The 15,994-nt window shown below is 70.4% G+C and carries 10 protein-coding genes and 1 pseudogene; 3 read left to right on the top strand and 8 right to left on the bottom strand.

From position 1 onward, the window contains the following. Positions 1–279: 279 nt before the first annotated feature. The 3 genes from ACQP2E_RS07810 to ACQP2E_RS07800 are packed head-to-tail and all read left to right on the top strand — an operon-like array spanning position 280 to position 5,071. Positions 280–1,326, top strand: a complete 1,047-nt coding sequence (locus ACQP2E_RS07810; RefSeq protein WP_111648774.1) for an AAA family ATPase — start codon at positions 280–282, stop codon at positions 1,324–1,326. Between the two features lie 2 nt (positions 1,327–1,328). After that, positions 1,329–2,627, top strand: coding sequence for a DUF58 domain-containing protein (locus ACQP2E_RS07805; protein WP_433833830.1), 1,299 nt, complete (start codon positions 1,329–1,331; stop codon positions 2,625–2,627). After that, on the top strand, positions 2,624–5,071 hold the full coding sequence (locus ACQP2E_RS07800; RefSeq protein ID WP_433829315.1) for a transglutaminase TgpA family protein: 2,448 nt from the start codon (positions 2,624–2,626) through the stop codon (positions 5,069–5,071). The genes ACQP2E_RS07805 and ACQP2E_RS07800 overlap by 4 nt, the downstream gene beginning before the upstream one ends. A gap of 937 nt (positions 5,072–6,008) precedes the next feature. On the opposite strand, the gene ACQP2E_RS07795 is transcribed toward ACQP2E_RS07800, so the two are convergent. The 8 genes and pseudogenes from ACQP2E_RS07795 to ACQP2E_RS07760 form a co-directional block, all read right to left on the bottom strand. After that, entirely contained in the window at positions 6,009–6,401 is a 393-nt protein-coding gene (locus tag ACQP2E_RS07795; RefSeq protein WP_111648777.1) for a DUF3040 domain-containing protein, read from the bottom strand. Between the two features lie 230 nt (positions 6,402–6,631). Next, positions 6,632–7,804, bottom strand: coding sequence for an alkaline phosphatase family protein (locus ACQP2E_RS07790; RefSeq protein ID WP_433829312.1), 1,173 nt, complete (start codon positions 7,802–7,804; stop codon positions 6,632–6,634). Then, a complete protein-coding gene (locus ACQP2E_RS07785) occupies positions 7,801–8,544 on the bottom strand; it encodes a class I SAM-dependent methyltransferase (RefSeq protein ID WP_433829310.1) in 744 nt (247 codons plus the stop codon). Before ACQP2E_RS07785 ends, ACQP2E_RS07790 begins: the two co-directional genes overlap by 4 nt. Positions 8,545–8,563: 19 nt before the next feature. Beyond that, positions 8,564–8,923, bottom strand: coding sequence for an SSI family serine proteinase inhibitor (locus ACQP2E_RS07780; protein ID WP_433829308.1), 360 nt, complete (start codon positions 8,921–8,923; stop codon positions 8,564–8,566). A 59-nt stretch (positions 8,924–8,982) separates the two neighbouring features. Further along, on the bottom strand, positions 8,983–12,312 hold the full coding sequence (locus ACQP2E_RS07775; protein ID WP_433829306.1) for an error-prone DNA polymerase: 3,330 nt from the start codon (positions 12,310–12,312) through the stop codon (positions 8,983–8,985). 27 nt (positions 12,313–12,339) lie between these two features. Further along, the gene (locus ACQP2E_RS07770) at positions 12,340–14,043 is read right to left on the bottom strand and encodes a DNA polymerase Y family protein (RefSeq protein ID WP_433829304.1); all 1,704 of its coding nucleotides are present in this window, start codon (positions 14,041–14,043) and stop codon (positions 12,340–12,342) included. Positions 14,044–14,315: 272 nt separating this feature from the next. Next, positions 14,316–15,092: pseudogene (locus ACQP2E_RS07765) on the bottom strand (hypothetical protein); the annotation flags it as partial. Between the two features lie 469 nt (positions 15,093–15,561). After that, positions 15,562–15,963, bottom strand: coding sequence for an SAV_6107 family HEPN domain-containing protein (locus tag ACQP2E_RS07760; protein WP_433833828.1), 402 nt, complete (start codon positions 15,961–15,963; stop codon positions 15,562–15,564). Positions 15,964–15,994: the final 31 nt, after the last annotated feature.

The raw sequence follows: 15,994 nt of genomic DNA, 5'->3' as shown, positions 1-15,994 counted from the left end.
GAACGGACCGAGCCATGCGTTGGATGATACCCGCCGCCCGTCACGCACGGCGACCGGTATCCCGACGGGCGAAATAGCCGGAGCTGTCCACAGGCGACCGTTTCTTTATCTCGAATCGGTCTCGATCAGGCCTTTCGGCGATGTGCACGTGCGGGGCTAACCTGTGGGGACGGGCGGCGAGCGCCGGAGGCCCACGGCCGCTGGGTGCCCGCAACCTTCGATGCCCCTTGACGGTGGGTGATATTCACCCAGGGGGTAATAACGACTTGGAGGAGGCCCGTGACAACGCCGACCTGGGGCGAGCCGGCAGGCCCGCTGACGAACGCCGAGTTCGCCACCGCGACGCAGGCCATCATGGCCAACATCGAGCAGGTCATCGAGGGCAAGAGCGCCACGGTGCGGCTGGCGCTCGCGGTGCTGCTCGCCGAGGGGCACCTGCTGATCGAGGACGTGCCTGGCGTCGGCAAGACCAAGCTCGCCAAGGCGCTCGCCCGGTCCATCGACTGCTCGGTGCGCCGCATTCAGTTCACGCCTGACCTGCTGCCCAGTGATGTCACCGGAGTCAGCGTCTACAACCAGGAGACGCGCGACTTCGAGTTCAAGCCGGGCGCGGTCTTCGCGAACCTGGTGGTCGGCGACGAGATCAACCGGGCCTCGCCGAAAACCCAGTCCGCGCTGCTGGAATGCATGGAGGAGCGGCAGGTAACCGTCGACGGCACCACATACGAACTGCAGGCGCCGTTCATGGTGATCGCGACGCAGAACCCGATCGAGATGGAGGGCACCTACCCTCTTCCCGAGGCGCAGCGTGACCGGTTCACCGCCCGCATCGCGATGGGCTACCCGGACCCGCGCGCCGAGCTCGCCATGCTCAGCGGCCACGGCGACCACGACCCGCTGACCGACCTGCGCGCCGTCACCGACGCCGCGATGGTCCGCCGGCTGATCGCCACGGCTCGCGACGTGCACGCCGCCGAGGCCGTCCAGCAGTACGCGATCGCCCTGGTCACCGCGACCCGGGAGGCTCCGGAGATCCGTCTCGGCGCGTCGCCCCGATCGACCCTCCAGTTGCTGCGTACCGCCAAGGCGGTGGCCGCGCTCGAAGGCCGCGACTACGTGCTACCGGACGACCTCCAGGCGCTCGCGGTTCCGGTGCTCGCCCACCGGATCATCCCGACCGCCGACGCCCAGCTGAACCGGCGTACCACCGACACGATCGTGTCGGAGATCGTGCACCGGCTGCCGCTCCCGCACGACCGGGCCCGCAACCCGTACGACACCCGTGACGGGCGTACGCCGACGTCGTACGAGTCCCGGGGGCGGTGAGGATGCGGGAGGCGCTGCGGGGACTCACCACACGCGGCCGCTCGTTCCTGGCCGCGGGCATGGCCGCCGCGGTCTCGGCGCTCATCCTCGGCGAGCGTGACCTGCTGCGGGTAGCGGTCCTGCTCGCCGCGCTGCCGCTGCTGGCCGCGTGGTACGTCAGCCGCAGCCGGTACAAGCTGGCCTGCACCCGCTCGCTGGACCCGGGCCGGGCGCCGGTCGGCTCCAGCGCGCGGGTGATCCTGCGCCTGCAGAACATGTCCCGGCTGCCCACCGGCACGATGCTGCTGGAGGACCGGTTGCCGTACGCGCTGGGCAGCCGGCCCCGGGTGGTTCTCGAACGGCTCGGTGCGCAGCAGGCCAGCTCGGTGGCGTACACGGTCCGTGCCGATGTGCGCGGCCGGTACCCGATCGGCCCGCTGATGATCCGCCTCACCGACCCGTTCGGCCTCTGCGAGCTGACCCGGTCATTCCCCTCGGTCGACAAGCTCATCGTGATCCCGCAGGTCACCGCCCTCCCCCGGGTGCGGCTCGCGGGTGAGTACGCGGGAACCGGCGAGAGCCGCGCCCGCTCGGTCGCTGTGCACGGCGAGGACGACGCGGCCACCCGGGAATACCGTCGTGGCGACGATCTCCGACGGGTCCACTGGCGGTCGACCGCGCGTACCGGGGAGCTGATGGTCCGCCGCGAGGAGCAGCCCTGGGAGAGCCGAGCCACCGTGGTCCTCGACACCCGGCTCTACGCACACCGCGGCGAAGGACCGACCGCCAGCTTCGAGTGGGCGGTCTCGGCGGCCGCCAGCATCGCCATGCACCTGCGCCATGAGGGCTACAAGCTCCGCCTGGTGACGGGTTCCGGCACCGACCTGGACGCCTCCGAGGGCGGTGGGGAAGGACTGATCCTGGACACCCTGGCCGACGTCAAGCTCAGCCAGGCCGGCGACGTGGCGTCCCTCGTCGAGAACGTCCGGCGCCGCTCCGACGGCGGGCTGGTGATCGGCCTGTTCGGCGCGCTCACGGTCGCCGAGGCGGAACTGCTCGCCGGCCTGCGTGGCAACGGCGCGACCTGCATCGGGTTCGCCATCGACAGCTCCACCTGGGTGCCGATGACCAACGGGGACCGGTCGGAGTCCGATCGGGAACACGCTGCCGCCTCGGTCGCCCTGGTCCGCAGCGGCTGGAAATCGGTGCCGGTGACGCACGGTGACACCCTGCCGGCGCTCTGGCCCTCGGTGGCCCGGGGTTCGCAGGGCTTCGCGTACCGGGCCGCGATGGCCGAGACCGTGAGCGGGGTGGTCCGATGACCGGCCGTCGTCGTCTCGGGCTGATCGCGGCGGCCGCGACCCTGCTCGCGGCCGCACCGCTGTCGTCCATCTTCGATTCCTGGACGTGGCTGTTCCAGAGCATCCTCACGGTGGTCCTGATCGCCGGGGCCGCGGTCGCTGCCCGGACCCTGCGGTTCCCCACCTGGGCGCAGACCGTCGCCATGATCTTCGCGCTGGCGCTCGCGCTGACCTGGATCTTCCCGAGCGGCAAAGAGCTCCTGATCCCCCAGCCGGCCACGCTCACCCACTTCGCGGATCTGATCCGGCAGGCCGGCGAGGACACCCGTTCGTACGGCGTACCCGTCCCCGACCGGGACGGCCTGCTGTTCGTGGCGGTCCTCGGCATCGGCGCTGTCGCGATCGTGGTCGATCTGCTGACCGCGGTCTTCCGCCGCCCGGCCCTAGCCGGGCTGCCGATGCTCGCGATCTACTCCATCCCGGTCGCGGTCTACCTGGACAGCGTCCCGGTCTTCCCGTTCATCATCGGCGCGACCGGCTACATGTGGCTGCTCGTCGCCGACAACGTGGATCGGGTCCGCCGATTCGGCCGCCGCTTCACCGGCGACGGCCGCGACGTGGACGTCTGGGAGCCGTCTCCGCTCGCCTCCGCGGGACGCCGTCTCGGCATGGTGGGCGTGCTGGTCGCGGTGCTTCTGCCACTGGCCGTGCCGACCGTCTCCGGCGGCCTGCTCACCCGCCTCACCCAGAGCGGCAGCGGCATCGGCCTCGGGCCGGGTGGCACCGGCAACGGGCAGATCAACCTCTTCGCCGCGCTCAGCGGCCAGCTCACCCAAAACGCCACAATCAACATCATTAAGGTACGCACAAACGAACGCGAGCCGTTCTACCTGCGGTTCGGCGTGGCCGACGTGCTGAACGCGGATGGTGTCGGCAACACGGCGCCCCGCGGCAACCCGATGTCCGAGGGCCTGCCGGACCCCTCGACGCAGGCCTCCAGCGACCGGGCGAACTACACTGAGTACCAGGCCGTGATCGAGGTCGCCGACGGCCTGCGGCAGAAAATGCTGCCGGTCTACAGCTACCCGACCGGCGTCGAAGGACTCAAAGGCAACTGGTCGTACGACGGCGGGCAGCAGGTTCTCTATTCCGGCCGGGCCACGACCGGCGACCAGAAGTACACGGTCACCTATCTGCGTCCGCGGTACACCGCCGCGCAGTTACGCACCGCCGAGCCGCTCGACGAGAGCGACGCGCTGTACCGGCAGTACACCGCCGCCCCCGCCGACGAGGCCGTGCAGACCAAGGTCGACGAGCTGATCGAGGACCAGGACACCGACTACGACAAGGTGCGGGCCATCTACGACTCGTTCTCGTCGGAGAACGGGTTCAAGTACAACCTCTCCACCCAGAACACCGGCACCGCCTCGGACATCGCGGCCTTCCTGGAGAACAAGTCCGGGTTCTGCCAGCAGTACGCGGCCGCGATGACGTGGATGGTGCGTGCCGCCGGCATTCCGGCGCGGGTGGCGTTCGGGTTCACCCGGGGCACGGCGCTGGACGACAACACGTACCAGATCACCAACCGGAACGCGCACGCCTGGACCGAGGTCTACCTGGACGGTTTCGGCTGGGTCCCGTTCGACGCGACCCCGGCCGGCAACGTGCAGGGCTCGACCCGGTCGGCCTGGGCGCCGGACGTCGAAAGCCCCGCCCCCGAGGTATCCAGCTCGGCCGGCACCACGGCTCCGGGCGCCGAGTCCTCGGCCGCACCGGGCGGCGTCGAGCGTCCCGAGCAGGCGAACGACGGCGGCGGCACCGCACTCGACGAGGGTGTCGTACCGGACGACGGTTCCTGGACACCCCTGCTCGTCGTCGCCGGCATCGCGCTGTTCCTGGCGATCCTGCTGATCCCGGCGTTCCGCCGGGCCCTGCTCCGCCGGCGGCGCCACGCCGTGACGACGGGCGGCCCGGCACCAGCGGTGTCCAGCACGTCCGGGGTGGCCGGCGACATCACGGTCACCACCGAGTCGGTCCGCGCCCGCGAAGACGCACACGCCGCCTGGGACGAACTGATCGACACGATGGTCGACTTCCGCGTACCGGTGGACCCCACCGAGACGCCGAGGGTGACCACCCAGCGGCTGATCCGGGACAATCTGCTCACCGACAACCCGGCCGAGGCAGCGGCACTGCTGGGCCGGGCCGAGGAACGCGCCCGGTACGCCCGCCAGCCCATGCAGGGCGCGGAGCTGACGGCCGCCCTGCGCCAGGTACGCACCGGCCTGGCCGGAACAGCGACGTTCCGGACGAAGGCCCGAGCCATGCTGATCCCGCCGTCGGTCCTGCTGAGCTGGCGCCTGACCATCGCCGACCAGTCAGGCCGAGCAGCCGAGGCGATGAGCCGGCTACGGGAGTCAGCCTCCCGCTTCAGCCCCCGCCGCCTCCTGTCCCGAGCCCGCTGACCAACCGGAAGGGCCCCGCCTCCGCCTGGATCTTGTGGAATTCCCCCCAGACGTGACCGCGTAACTCCGCAAGATCGAACAGACCTGGCCGATCTTGCGGAGTGACGCGCAAACGGCTCGCCGAACTCCACAAGATCTGCAAAAGCTCCGCGTTCGCCACGTCGGAACGGTGAAGCACCGCGTTTGCCCCCTGCATGGCTGAGCTCCCCGCCTACGTCACACCGAAACCGTGAAGCACCGCGTTGCCACATCGAAACCATGAAGCTCCGCGTTCGCGCGTCACGCAGGGTGAACGCCACGCCGCCGTCGCTGGCCGAACCCTGGAAACCGGTGGGGCATAGAGCACCTACGAGTCTCCAAGATCCAGCACAGTCCACCGGCGGTGGTGGCAGAGCGTCACCACAACGCTCCCAAACCACCCGAAACCGACATGCTACGGATACCCGTCGCGCGAACTCGTGCACTTGTGGTCGATCAGCCGGCCAAACCGCACAAGATCTCCGAGCGGCACCTCACGCCGAGAAACCGTCGCGCCGCCCCGAACCTGCTACCGGGTTCACAAATCCCGAGCAACCTCAACTCGCCAACATCGCCAAGGCCGGCGGACGAGACGCGGCGCACGGCGGGCCAGACGCGCCGCAACCGCGATCTTGGCAAGCTCCGCCCACATCTCGACCCCAATCTGCCAAGGTCGCGGAAGGTCGGCGCGCGAACGGGCAGCCGCGGACGCGGGCAGGCAAGCGCGGGCACGGACAGGCGCGGGCACGGACAGGCGCGGGCACGGACAGGCGCGGGCACGGACAGGCGCGGACAAGGCAGGCACGCGCAAACGGGCACGCGTGCGCACGCGCTCTAGCTCACCCCATGGAGATATGACGAAGGCGGCCGCAGTGGCCGCCGTTCGTCGGGCGCCGGTTGTCCAGCTGGCTCGGCTGGGTCAGCGATGACCCTCCGGGCGCTGGCGCCACCGGTCTTCGAGCCGGTCGATGAGGCCGCCCTTGCGTCCGCCGCCCTGCCTCGTGCGCCGGGTTGCTGTGCCGCCGACCGACTTGAGGTCGGGTGCCTGGCCGCGCCGGCGCGACTGCATCGCGAAGGCGGCTGAGCCGAGCATGACGACGAATCCGGCCACGCCGAGAGGCGTGTTCTGGCTCACGGTCCCGAAAACGACGAGGGCGAGACCAAGGACGATCACGAACGCGGCAACGAGGAGCCGGCGCCGTGCGTGGAAACGCGGGTCGCTGGCCCGCACAGCCGAGGCGAACTTGGGGTCCTCGGCAAGCGACCGCTCGATCTGATCGAACAGCCGCTGCTCGTGCTCCGAGAGCGGCACGGCATTCCTCCCCGGGCGCTTTGCCGGCCCCGGTTCGCGGGGACGGCGGTGGTGCAGGTGTGGTGATGCGGGGCAGCCGTCGGCTGCCTTATCACGCAAGTCTACGAGCGGGGTGGCGGGTCGGAAAGCCGGACGACCGCCGAGTGCGGGTGATTTTCCGTGCCCTCAAGATTGGTTCGTCCCAAAAGACCGACTGCACGCCCCGAAGTGGCAATGATCACGGCCAGTGGTTAGCGGACGACCAACAGTGGGATCGTCATCTCTGCCGCTGTGGCCGAGCCGTGATATGCCACCAATCGTCCAGCGGCGGCCGGTTCCCACTCGGAGGCGAGCGCGACGGCCCGCCGCTGGCAGAGCACCACGACGTCGCCGATTCGCCCGGTGTGCGACGGCGGCACCTCGCCGAACCAGCCCTCGCCGATCGCCTGGTCGCGGGTCATCACCTGGGCATCCGCGCCGAAAACCCCGCGCCAATTGGCGATCACGTCGGCTTGGGCGCCCTCGGCCGCGTACAGATAACGCACCCGCGGCTCGCCGGCGACCGCGACCACTCCCTCGCGCAGGACCGAAATGTCCGCCATGTCGTATCGACCGGCAAGCGGGACATTGAGCTGGCCGTGATCGGCGACCACGAGCAGAGCCGCGTTCGGCGGGAGGCCGTGCACGATCTGATCGAGGATCTTGTCGACGCCCCGGGCGGCGGCCTGCCAGGTCGGCGAGTCGATGCCGTCCTCGTGGCCGAAATGGTCCAGATCCGGATGATATCCGTAGACCAGACCCGGCGAGCGCCGCAGCGCCGCGAGCATCCCCTCGGCCACGGCGTTCCCGTCGTCGGCGCCGACGTAACGGCCGCCCCGGTTGGCCGCGAGGCTCAGACCGCTGCCCTCGAACGCCGATTTGCTGACCACGGTGACGTCGACGCCGGCTGCAGCGGCGGTCTCCAGCCGGGTCGGCACCGGCTGCCACTCGCGAGGATCCGGGTCGTCGCCCCAGGCGATGTGGGTGAGCACCCGGCCGTCCGGCCGGCGCACCGTGAAACCGAGAACGCCGTGCGCGCCCGGCGGCACACCCGTGCCGAGCGTGACCAGACTGACCGGGGTGGTCGACGGAAAGCCGGCCGTCAGCGTGCCGGCGTGGCCACGACCCCCTGCCGCGAGATCCGCGAGCACCGGCGCGTGCTTCGAGGCCAACGGCAATTGGTACGCCCCAAGCCCGTCCACCAGCAGCACACCGACCCGATCGATCCCGTCGAGACGGGCGGTCAGTCCGAGAACGTCGACAGCGCCGGGCACCCCGAGCACGGCCGACACACTGGGCAGCAGGTCGGCGAGACTGCCCGTGCCGTACGCCGGCCGCACGATCCGCAGCGCGTCGGCGGGGAGACCGTCCGCCGGGAAACTCATGATCGGCGGGCGAACAGGTGCAGCTGAGACGCGATGTCCCGGAACGGCGGCTGGGAACTCAGCTCCAGCTCCAGATCGAGCACCGCCTGCGGGTCGTCCTCGATCACCGTGGCGGGCAGGAGGTCGGCGACCACGCGTACCCCATGGGTCTGCTCGACCTGGAGCCCCGCGGCCGTGAGAAGAGCAGTGGCGCTCGCCGCGTCGAACCTGCGGAGCAGGGTGTCGCGCGGGCCGGCACGGCCCGCCGGATCGGTGACCAGCGCGGCGGCCGCACGCAGGTGGCCGTTGATCGCACGGCCGAGAATGGCCGCCGCACGGCTCGCCACCAGCAGGCTGAGCGCGCCGCCGGGCCGGAGCGCGGTGGCGATCGCCGAGGCCACCTGGGCCGGGTCGTCGACGACCTCGAGCACCGCGTGGCAGAGGATGAGGTCGGCGCTGCCCGGCTCGACGAGGGAGGCGAGCGCGTCGCCGTCACCCTGCACGGCGTGGATCCGGTCGGCGACGCCCGCGTCACTTGCTCGCCGGGTGAGCGCGGCGAGCGCGTCCGGGCTCGCGTCGATCACGGTGACGGTGTGCCCGGCCTCGGCGAGCGGCACGGCGAACCCACCGGTCCCGCCGCCGACATCGAGAACGGTCAGCGTTTTGCCGGCATGCTGTTCCAGCTCCTTGCGGAGGACGGCCCAGACCGCGGCGGTGCGAGCCGTGACGAGGGGCCGGCCGGTGCGCGCAGAAGTTTCCACCCCGGCAGCCTAGCGACCTTCAGAACTGGAACAGGACACCCGTTGCACGGTTCATCTCGCAGGTGTTGCCGTAGGTGTGCCGCCAGCTCACGTCGCGGCCCTGCCAGACACCTTTGAGCTCGGCGGTCACCGGCTGGTACAGCAGGATGCACATCCGGTCGCCGGCCGGCAGCCTGGCCGGGTCGGCGTCGATCGTCCGCAGCAGGGCACATGCCTCGGCGCCCTTGGGATGGCCGCCACCGACCGGGTCGCAGGTCAGTTTGACCGCGCTCGCGAAGCCGGCGTCCGCCATGTAGGTGAGCGTGAGATCGCCGGCCGGCGGGCGGGCCGCGGGTCCGCCGCCGAGCGCCACAGCAGCGATCGCGGTTAGACCGATCACGAATTGGATCATGGTGAACCCTCCTAAAAAGGGGCACCTTACCGTGCAAATAGTGCAATCTATCGGAAATCGCGAGACGCCGGAGTGACAGGTGGTGTCACCGCGTCGAGCCGGTCCGCGACCAGGTTCAGCACACCCTCGGCCTTCTCCAGCCGGCCGCGTACCAACAGCGCCGTGCTGCTCCGGGCCACCCGCCGGTACCGCATCCACAGCCCCGGCGAGCAGGTCACGTTGAGCATCCCGGTCTCGTCCTCCAGGTTCACGAACGTCACCCCGCCCGCGGTGGCCGGTCGCTGTCGATGGGTGACGATGCCGCCGACCCGGATCCGGGTGTTCGCCTCCACCTCGGCCAGCTGGTTGATCGGCAGCGCCCCGGCCGCGTCCAGCTGCTCCCGGATGAACTTCGCCGGATGCGTGTCCGGTGACAGCCCGGTCGCCCAGACGTCCGCGACCAGCACGTCCACGTCGCTCATGCCGGGCAGCATCGGCGCGGAGGTGCCGGTCACCGTGCCGGGCAGCCGGTCCGGCTTGTCCTGGGAGGCGGCACCGGCGGCCCAGAGCGCTTCCCGGCGGGACAGCCCGAAGCTCGCGAACGCGTCGGCCGTGGCGAGCGCCTCCAGGTGCGTGGTGGAGCATCCGGTACGCCGGGCCAGGTCCGTCATTGACCGATACGGACCATGGTTCAGGCGCTCCTCCTCGATCCGCTCGGCGAGGTCGGCTCCGATCGTACGAATGCTGGAGAGGCCTTGGCGGACGGCCGGGCCGCGCAGTCCCCAAGCGTGCGGAGGCTCATCGGCCGCGGCTTTTCGGCGGGTTGACGGGGTGCTCTCCAGCGTGGCCGCCGCGTCGCTGAGGTTGATGTCCGGCCGGCGGACCTCGACGCCGTGCCGCCGCGCGTCGTCCACCAGGGATTGTGGCGAGTAGAACCCCATCGGCTGCGCGTTGAGCAGGGCCGCGCAGAAGGCCGCCGGGTGGTACCGCTTCAGCCAGGCGCTCGCGTAGACCAGGTAGGCGAAGCTCATGGCGTGGCTCTCCGGGAAGCCGTAACTGGCGAACGCGGACAGCTTGTGGAACAGGTCGTCGGCCAGCTCACCGGTGATCCCGTTGCCAGCCATCCCCTCGTACAGTCGCTTTTTGATCCTTTCCATCTTGGCGATCGAGCGTTTCGAGCCCATGGCGCGGCGCAGCTGATCGGCTTCGGACGGATCGAAGCCGGCGACATCGATCGCGAGCTGCATCAGCTGTTCCTGGAAAAGCGGCACACCCAGCGTCTTGGCCAGCGCGTTCTTCATACGTGGATGCGGCACGTCGGGCGCCTCCAGGCCGTTTTTCCGCCTGATGTACGGGTGCACGGAACCACCCTGAATCGGACCTGGACGGATCAGGGCCACCTCGATCACCAGGTCGTAGAACGTGCCCGGCTTGAGACGAGGCAGCGTGGCCATCTGCGCGCGGCTCTCCACCTGGAAGACGCCGACCGAGTCCGCCCGGCAGAGCATCCGGTAGACCTCGGGATCGTCCAGCGGCATCGTCCCGAGATCCAGCTCGTCCTCGATCATGTCGTACGCGTAGTGCAGCGCCGACAGCATCCCGAGCCCGAGCAGGTCGAACTTGACCAGGTCGACGGCGGCGCAGTCGTCCTTGTCCCACTGGAGCACCGATCGGCCCGGCATCCGGCCCCACTCGACCGGGCAGACCTCGATGATCGGCCGGTCGCAGATCACCATGCCGCCGGAGTGGATGCCGAGGTGGCGGGGGAAGTTCTGCACCTCGTTGGCCGCGGTGACGACGCTTTCCGGTATGTCGTTGCCGGCCGTCGCCACGTCGCCCCAGCGGTCGATCTGTTTGCTCCACGCGTCCTGCTGACCGGGGGAGAAACCGAACGCGCGCGCCATGTCCCGGATCGCTGATCGCGGACGGTAGGAGATGACGTTGGCGACCTGAGCGGTGTGTTCGCGGCCATATTTCTTGTAGACGTGCTGGATGACCTCTTCTCGGCGATCGGATTCGATATCGACGTCGATGTCGGGTGGGCCGTCGCGTTCCGGTGCCAGAAATCTTTCGAAGAGGAGGCGGTGTTTGACGGCGTCCACATTGGTGATGAAGAGGGCATAACAGACCGCCGAGTTGGCCGCTGAACCACGGCCCTGGCAGTAAATCTGGTTATCACGGCAGAAAAGGACTATGTCGTAGACGACGAGGAAATATCCGGGAAAGCCGAGTTCCTCGATCATCTTCAGCTCGTATTCCAGCTGGTCGTAGGCCCGCCGGTCGTCGTCCTCGTATCGCTGGCGGGCGCCTCGCATGGTCAGTTCGCGCAGCCAGCTCATCTCGGTGTGCCCTTCCGGCACGTCGTAATCGGGCAGCCTCGGCGCCACCAGGTTCAGGTCGAACGCCAGGTCCTCGCCGTACATCGCGGCGTTCGCCACCGCGCCCGGGTAATCGCTGAACCGGCGGGCCATCTCGTCGCCGCTGCGCAGGTGGGCGGCGCCGGCCGCGGGCAGCCAGCCGTCCATGTCGTCCAGGCTGCGCCTAGCGCGTACTGCCGCCAGAGCGGTCGCGAGCCGGCGTCGGGACGGGGTCGCGTAGTGAACGTTTCCGGTCGCGACCACCTCCAGTTTGCGGCTGCGGGCCAGCGCATAGAGGTAGTCGTTGCGGTCGCCGTCGCATGGGTCGGCGTGATCGGTCAGCTCGACAGCCACGTTCGGAGCGCCGAACAGGTCGGCGAGACGATCCAGTTCCCACGCCGCCTCTTCGACACCGTGGGTGGCCAGGGCCAGCGGAACCGTCCCCTTGCGACAGCCGGTCAGCACCAGCACGTGGTCTTTCAGCACCTCGGCTATCTGCTCCAGGCTGCCGTAATCCGGTTTGCCCTTCTCGCCGCCTCGCAGGTGTGCCTGCGAGATGACTCGGGCCAGTCTTGCGTACCCCTCATGGCCGTGCGCGAGAGCGAGCAGGTGGGCGCCCTCCGGATCCGGCTCGCCGTTCTGCGGGCGGGTGAGGCCGAGCGACAACTCGGCGCCGAAGATCGTCGGCAGACTCAGCTCGCGGGCCGCCTGGGAGAAGCGGACCACGCCGTAGAAACCGTCGTGATCGGTGACGGCCAGCCCGGTCAGTCCGAGCCGGGCCGCCTCCTCGGCGAGTTCCTCCGGGTGGCTGGCGCCGTCCAGGAAACTGAAGTTGGTGTGGCTGTGCAGTTCCGCGTACGGCGTCGAGCTCTCCGTGCGGATCAGGCCGGGAGCCGGGCGGTACGGCTCGCGCTTGCGGGACCAGGCCGGCGAGTCACCGCCGTCGCCGTCGACAGCGAGGGGGTCGAGCACCGCCGGACCGGTGCCGGACAGCGCTCGTTCCAGCTGCGCCCACGGCACGTCCGGGTTGTGAAAGCCCATTGGTCGTTCCCCTCAGTGGCTTTGAAATCAGTCATAGATCGCTTCCACACGCCAGCGGCCCTGGGAGAGGGAGAGCAGCATCGCCCGGCCACCCTCGATCGTCATCTGGAAGCGGGCACGCCGGCGCGCTTCGTCCGGCGCCCACCAGCGCTCGTCGACCGGCCAGGGTCCGGCCCAGCCGGTGATCTTCGTAGGTGCGGCTCGATCGATGGCAAGGGTTGCCGGTTCACCGGTCAGTTCGAGGCGGGCGCTGACGCCGACCGGGTGGCCGGCGGCGTCACGGACGATGGCGGGGAGGGGTTCGGGCAGGACTATCGCTGGTGAGGGGCGGGGGAGGCGGCCCGGCCAGGAAGGGTTTTTCTGCTTGGCCGCCGGCTCGGCCTTCCGCGTGGCCATCTCCGAATTTTCGGATGTGTCGATCTGGTGGATCGGGCGCAGCTGGGTCACCGGCGCCATCCGTCCCAGCAGCGGCTCGGTCACGATCCCCGGGATCGGCTCCCGCTGTGCCTCGGCCGGACGCGACGGCTCCCGCTCGTCACCCCACGGCACCAGCCGCGCCTGATCATCGGCCGACCGTCCCCCGCCCAGCACCACAGTCACCACCGAATCCGGGCCGAGCAGGCCCTGCACCCGGCTGAACGCCCGATGCGCCCGCTCACGCTCCGCCCCGGTCTCGCCCCACAGGCCGGGCTGAAGTCCGAGATGGACCATCACGCCGTCCGGCACGAGCCGCATCCGGACCAGCCCCGCCGTCGGCCCGCCCGGACCACCGCGCCGAGCCCCGGTGAGCCACCCGTCCAGCTGCCAGCGCACCCGTTCCGCGATCGCCGCGGCGGTGAGCGTGCCGTCGTGCCGCCACACCCGGTACAGCTCCTGGCCGTCCGCCGTCACCGCCTCGATCCCGAGCCGGGTGCAGGCCAGCCCGTGCGCGGCGAGCCGGTCGTGCAACTGCTCGGCGAGCGCCCGCCCGGCGAACGCCGCCACGTCCACCCGATCCAGCGCCTCGTCGTAGGTCTCCTCCACCGCAAGATCAATCGGCGGCTGCCGCACCGCCAGCGGCCGATGATCAGAACCGGACGCCAACCGATGCGCCAGCGCCCCCTCGAACCCAAACCGGGTGAGCACGTCGCCAGCCGGCAACGCCGCGAACCCTCCCAGCGTCTTAACCCCGAGCCGGTTCAGCAGATCGGTCAGGTCCGGCTTCTCCAAAGCCGAGATGGGTACGGCGGACAGAAACTCCCGTGTCTTCCCGGCTTCGACGACAAGCCCGGTGCGCGCCGCGATCCCCGCCGCGAACACCCCGTCGGCGATCCCGACCTGGCATTCCACGGCGCAGGTTTGAGCAACCTGTTCGACGATCCGCTCGGCGGCGGCTTCTTCGCCTCCGAAGTAGCGAGCCGGTCCGCGTACCGCCACGGCGCAGGCGCCCGGCCGGATCACCTCGACACCGGCCACCACGTCCTCGATGGCGGCGACGACCGGCTCGAACGCCCGCGCATCTCGCCCCGGATCGTGCTCAACCACGATCACATGCGGACACAGACTCTGCGCCTCCCGCCGCCGAATCCCCCGCCGGATCCCCTCTCGCCGAGCAGCCTCGGAGCAGGCCAGAACCCGGTTCCCGGAGAGCACCACGACAGCTGCGCCGGAGGACACCCCTTCGACGATCTCCGCGGCCACCACCGGCCAGTCCGGACACCAGACCAGCAAAGCCCGAACAGCCGTCTCCACTAGTCCCCACCCCCGGCAACCCACTCACCGAGTGCCTCACCGCCGGCGGCCCGCCCACCGAAAACCTCGCCGGCCGCCTCGTCCACCGAGCCGGCAGCGCCCTCCCCCGCCCCCACCAGCCGCAACCCACTCGCGGCCCAGCCGTCCACAGTGGCCTCGCGGCGCGAGCGGGCCGACGAGATCGCGGCAGGCCGCACCACGTCGCCCGCCGTTGCCGCCGTTGCCGCCGTTGCCGCCGTTGCCGCCGTTGCCGCCGTTGCCGCCGGAGCGATCATCGGAGCCAACTCCGAGGCGGCCGGAGCAACCGCCGAAGCCGGATCCAAGACGGCCGCTGCAGCCACCGGAACCGACTCCGAGACGGCTGGGCGTTTTGTGCGAATCGGCGGTATTGCCGCATGTGCCGTGACACCGGGCATCCACATGACGACCTCTCGGGGGCGGGCTGCAGCACCGCGCCCTCGGGCCGTGACCGTCACCTCGCGGCGGCGCAAGCGACCGCGTCCGGCACCGAGTCCTTCCCAGTGGCCGTCGCCCACGCGCAGGGTGACGTCCGCGCCGGACCAGTCGCCGAACGGGACGAGCACACTTCCGCGCTGCCGGGCCCGAGCTGCCAACCGGCTCACGATCGGCCCCGAGACCGCGCCCGGAACCGCGGTGACCACCACGTCCACCCCGTCGATCAGGGCGGCGACGACGGTGGGCCAGTCCGGGCCGGGGTTCGGCACGAGGGCGAGCCGGTCGAGCACGATGCCGCTCTCCGCCGCGGCGAGCGCCCCCAGCGCCGGCACACCGACAACCGCACACCACGAACCGGCCCGGGACGCGGCAGCGAGCAACGCCAGCATCAGCGAAGTGCCACCACCGGCAGGCGCGGCCCGCCCGGTATCCACCGACACCGTGCTTCCCCGGCGCAACCCCTGCCACGGAAGCAACCCACCCAGCTCGGGCGCAACCGGCAGCACGCGGTGTGCCCCGGGTTCATCGGTCTCGGTAGCCGTCCGGACCATCCCCGCAAGGGCAGCCGCACCACTGATCATGCGCCCCGCCACGTAATGCCCCGCTCCACCTATTTCACAAAAACCTCAAACCGCCACTCAGAGTCCACAACCACCGCGACGCCGCCACTTACCGCCACTCCCGGCACGATCCAGGCAGGCCGCGCCCGCATATCGACCCGAACTTCCCAAGATCCGGAAGGAGGCAGGGACGAGCCGCGCAGAGGTCGGGGCGAAGAACAACAAGGGCAGGAGAGCAGGAGGGGATGCCCCACCCGACAGAACGACTGCACTCGCGCCCGCCTCGACCCGAGCAAACAGCGACCGCCCAACCCGGACCGGATGCCTTCGTCCGCCTCGGACCAGGTTGGGGAGGCGCTGTCCATGACAGTCGGCTGGGACTGGGGCTCGGCCTGAGGCTCGGGCTCGGCTGAGACTGAGGCTCGGCTCGGCTCGGCTCGGCTCGGCTCGGGCTCGGGCTCGGGCTCGGCTGAGACTGAGGCTCGGGCTGCGGCCGGGGTGGTCAGGCTGCCAAGGGCGGCTGGTAGGTCAGGCCCAAGGAGGACTCCGCCACTGTCACGAACTGCTCGGCGGCGCGCAGCAGGTCGTCGGCCTCGCGGGCGCTCACCACGCGGAGGATGCCTGCCTCGGCGGCTGCTCGTTTGCCGGCGCCCAGGGCGAAGTAGCCCGCCCAGTCGCTGAACTCGGGCGCCACCAGGGAGAGCAGGGACCAGACGCTCGTCTCCCGGGCTCGCCTGCCGGTGGCGGCCGGTCTCGCTCGTGCCGCCAGCAGGGCGGCCGCGGCGCGCAGGGCTGCCAGGTGGGCTGCCGCGTACCGAAGTCCGTCAGGGGTGGTGTGTGCCGCCTCGCTCAAGCCCGCGCGGGCGATCGTCAGCAGCTGCGCCGGGCTGCGATGCGGCAGCATGTGCGCCGGGACCGTGGGCGTTTCCGCCTTG

The organism is Actinoplanes sp. CA-015351 (assembly GCF_050955685.1).
Classification (GTDB): domain Bacteria; phylum Actinomycetota; class Actinomycetes; order Mycobacteriales; family Micromonosporaceae; genus Actinoplanes.
The sequence above is the reverse complement of the archived record's forward strand: the minus strand, read 5'-3'. Positions and strand labels throughout refer to the sequence as shown.

Bases quoted from the DNA above. Each gene is read 5' to 3' on its own strand.
- ACQP2E_RS07800 (WP_433829315.1), top strand. From the start codon at position 2,624: ATGACCGGCCGTCGTCGTCTCGGGCTGATCGCGGCGGCCGCGACCCTG.
- ACQP2E_RS07790 (WP_433829312.1), bottom strand. From the start codon at position 7,804: ATGAGTTTCCCGGCGGACGGTCTCCCCGCCGACGCGCTGCGGATCGTG.
- ACQP2E_RS07805 (WP_433833830.1), top strand. From the start codon at position 1,329: ATGCGGGAGGCGCTGCGGGGACTCACCACACGCGGCCGCTCGTTCCTG.
- ACQP2E_RS07760 (WP_433833828.1), bottom strand. From the start codon at position 15,963: ATGCTGCCGCATCGCAGCCCGGCGCAGCTGCTGACGATCGCCCGCGCG.
- ACQP2E_RS07775 (WP_433829306.1), bottom strand. From the start codon at position 12,312: ATGGGCTTTCACAACCCGGACGTGCCGTGGGCGCAGCTGGAACGAGCG.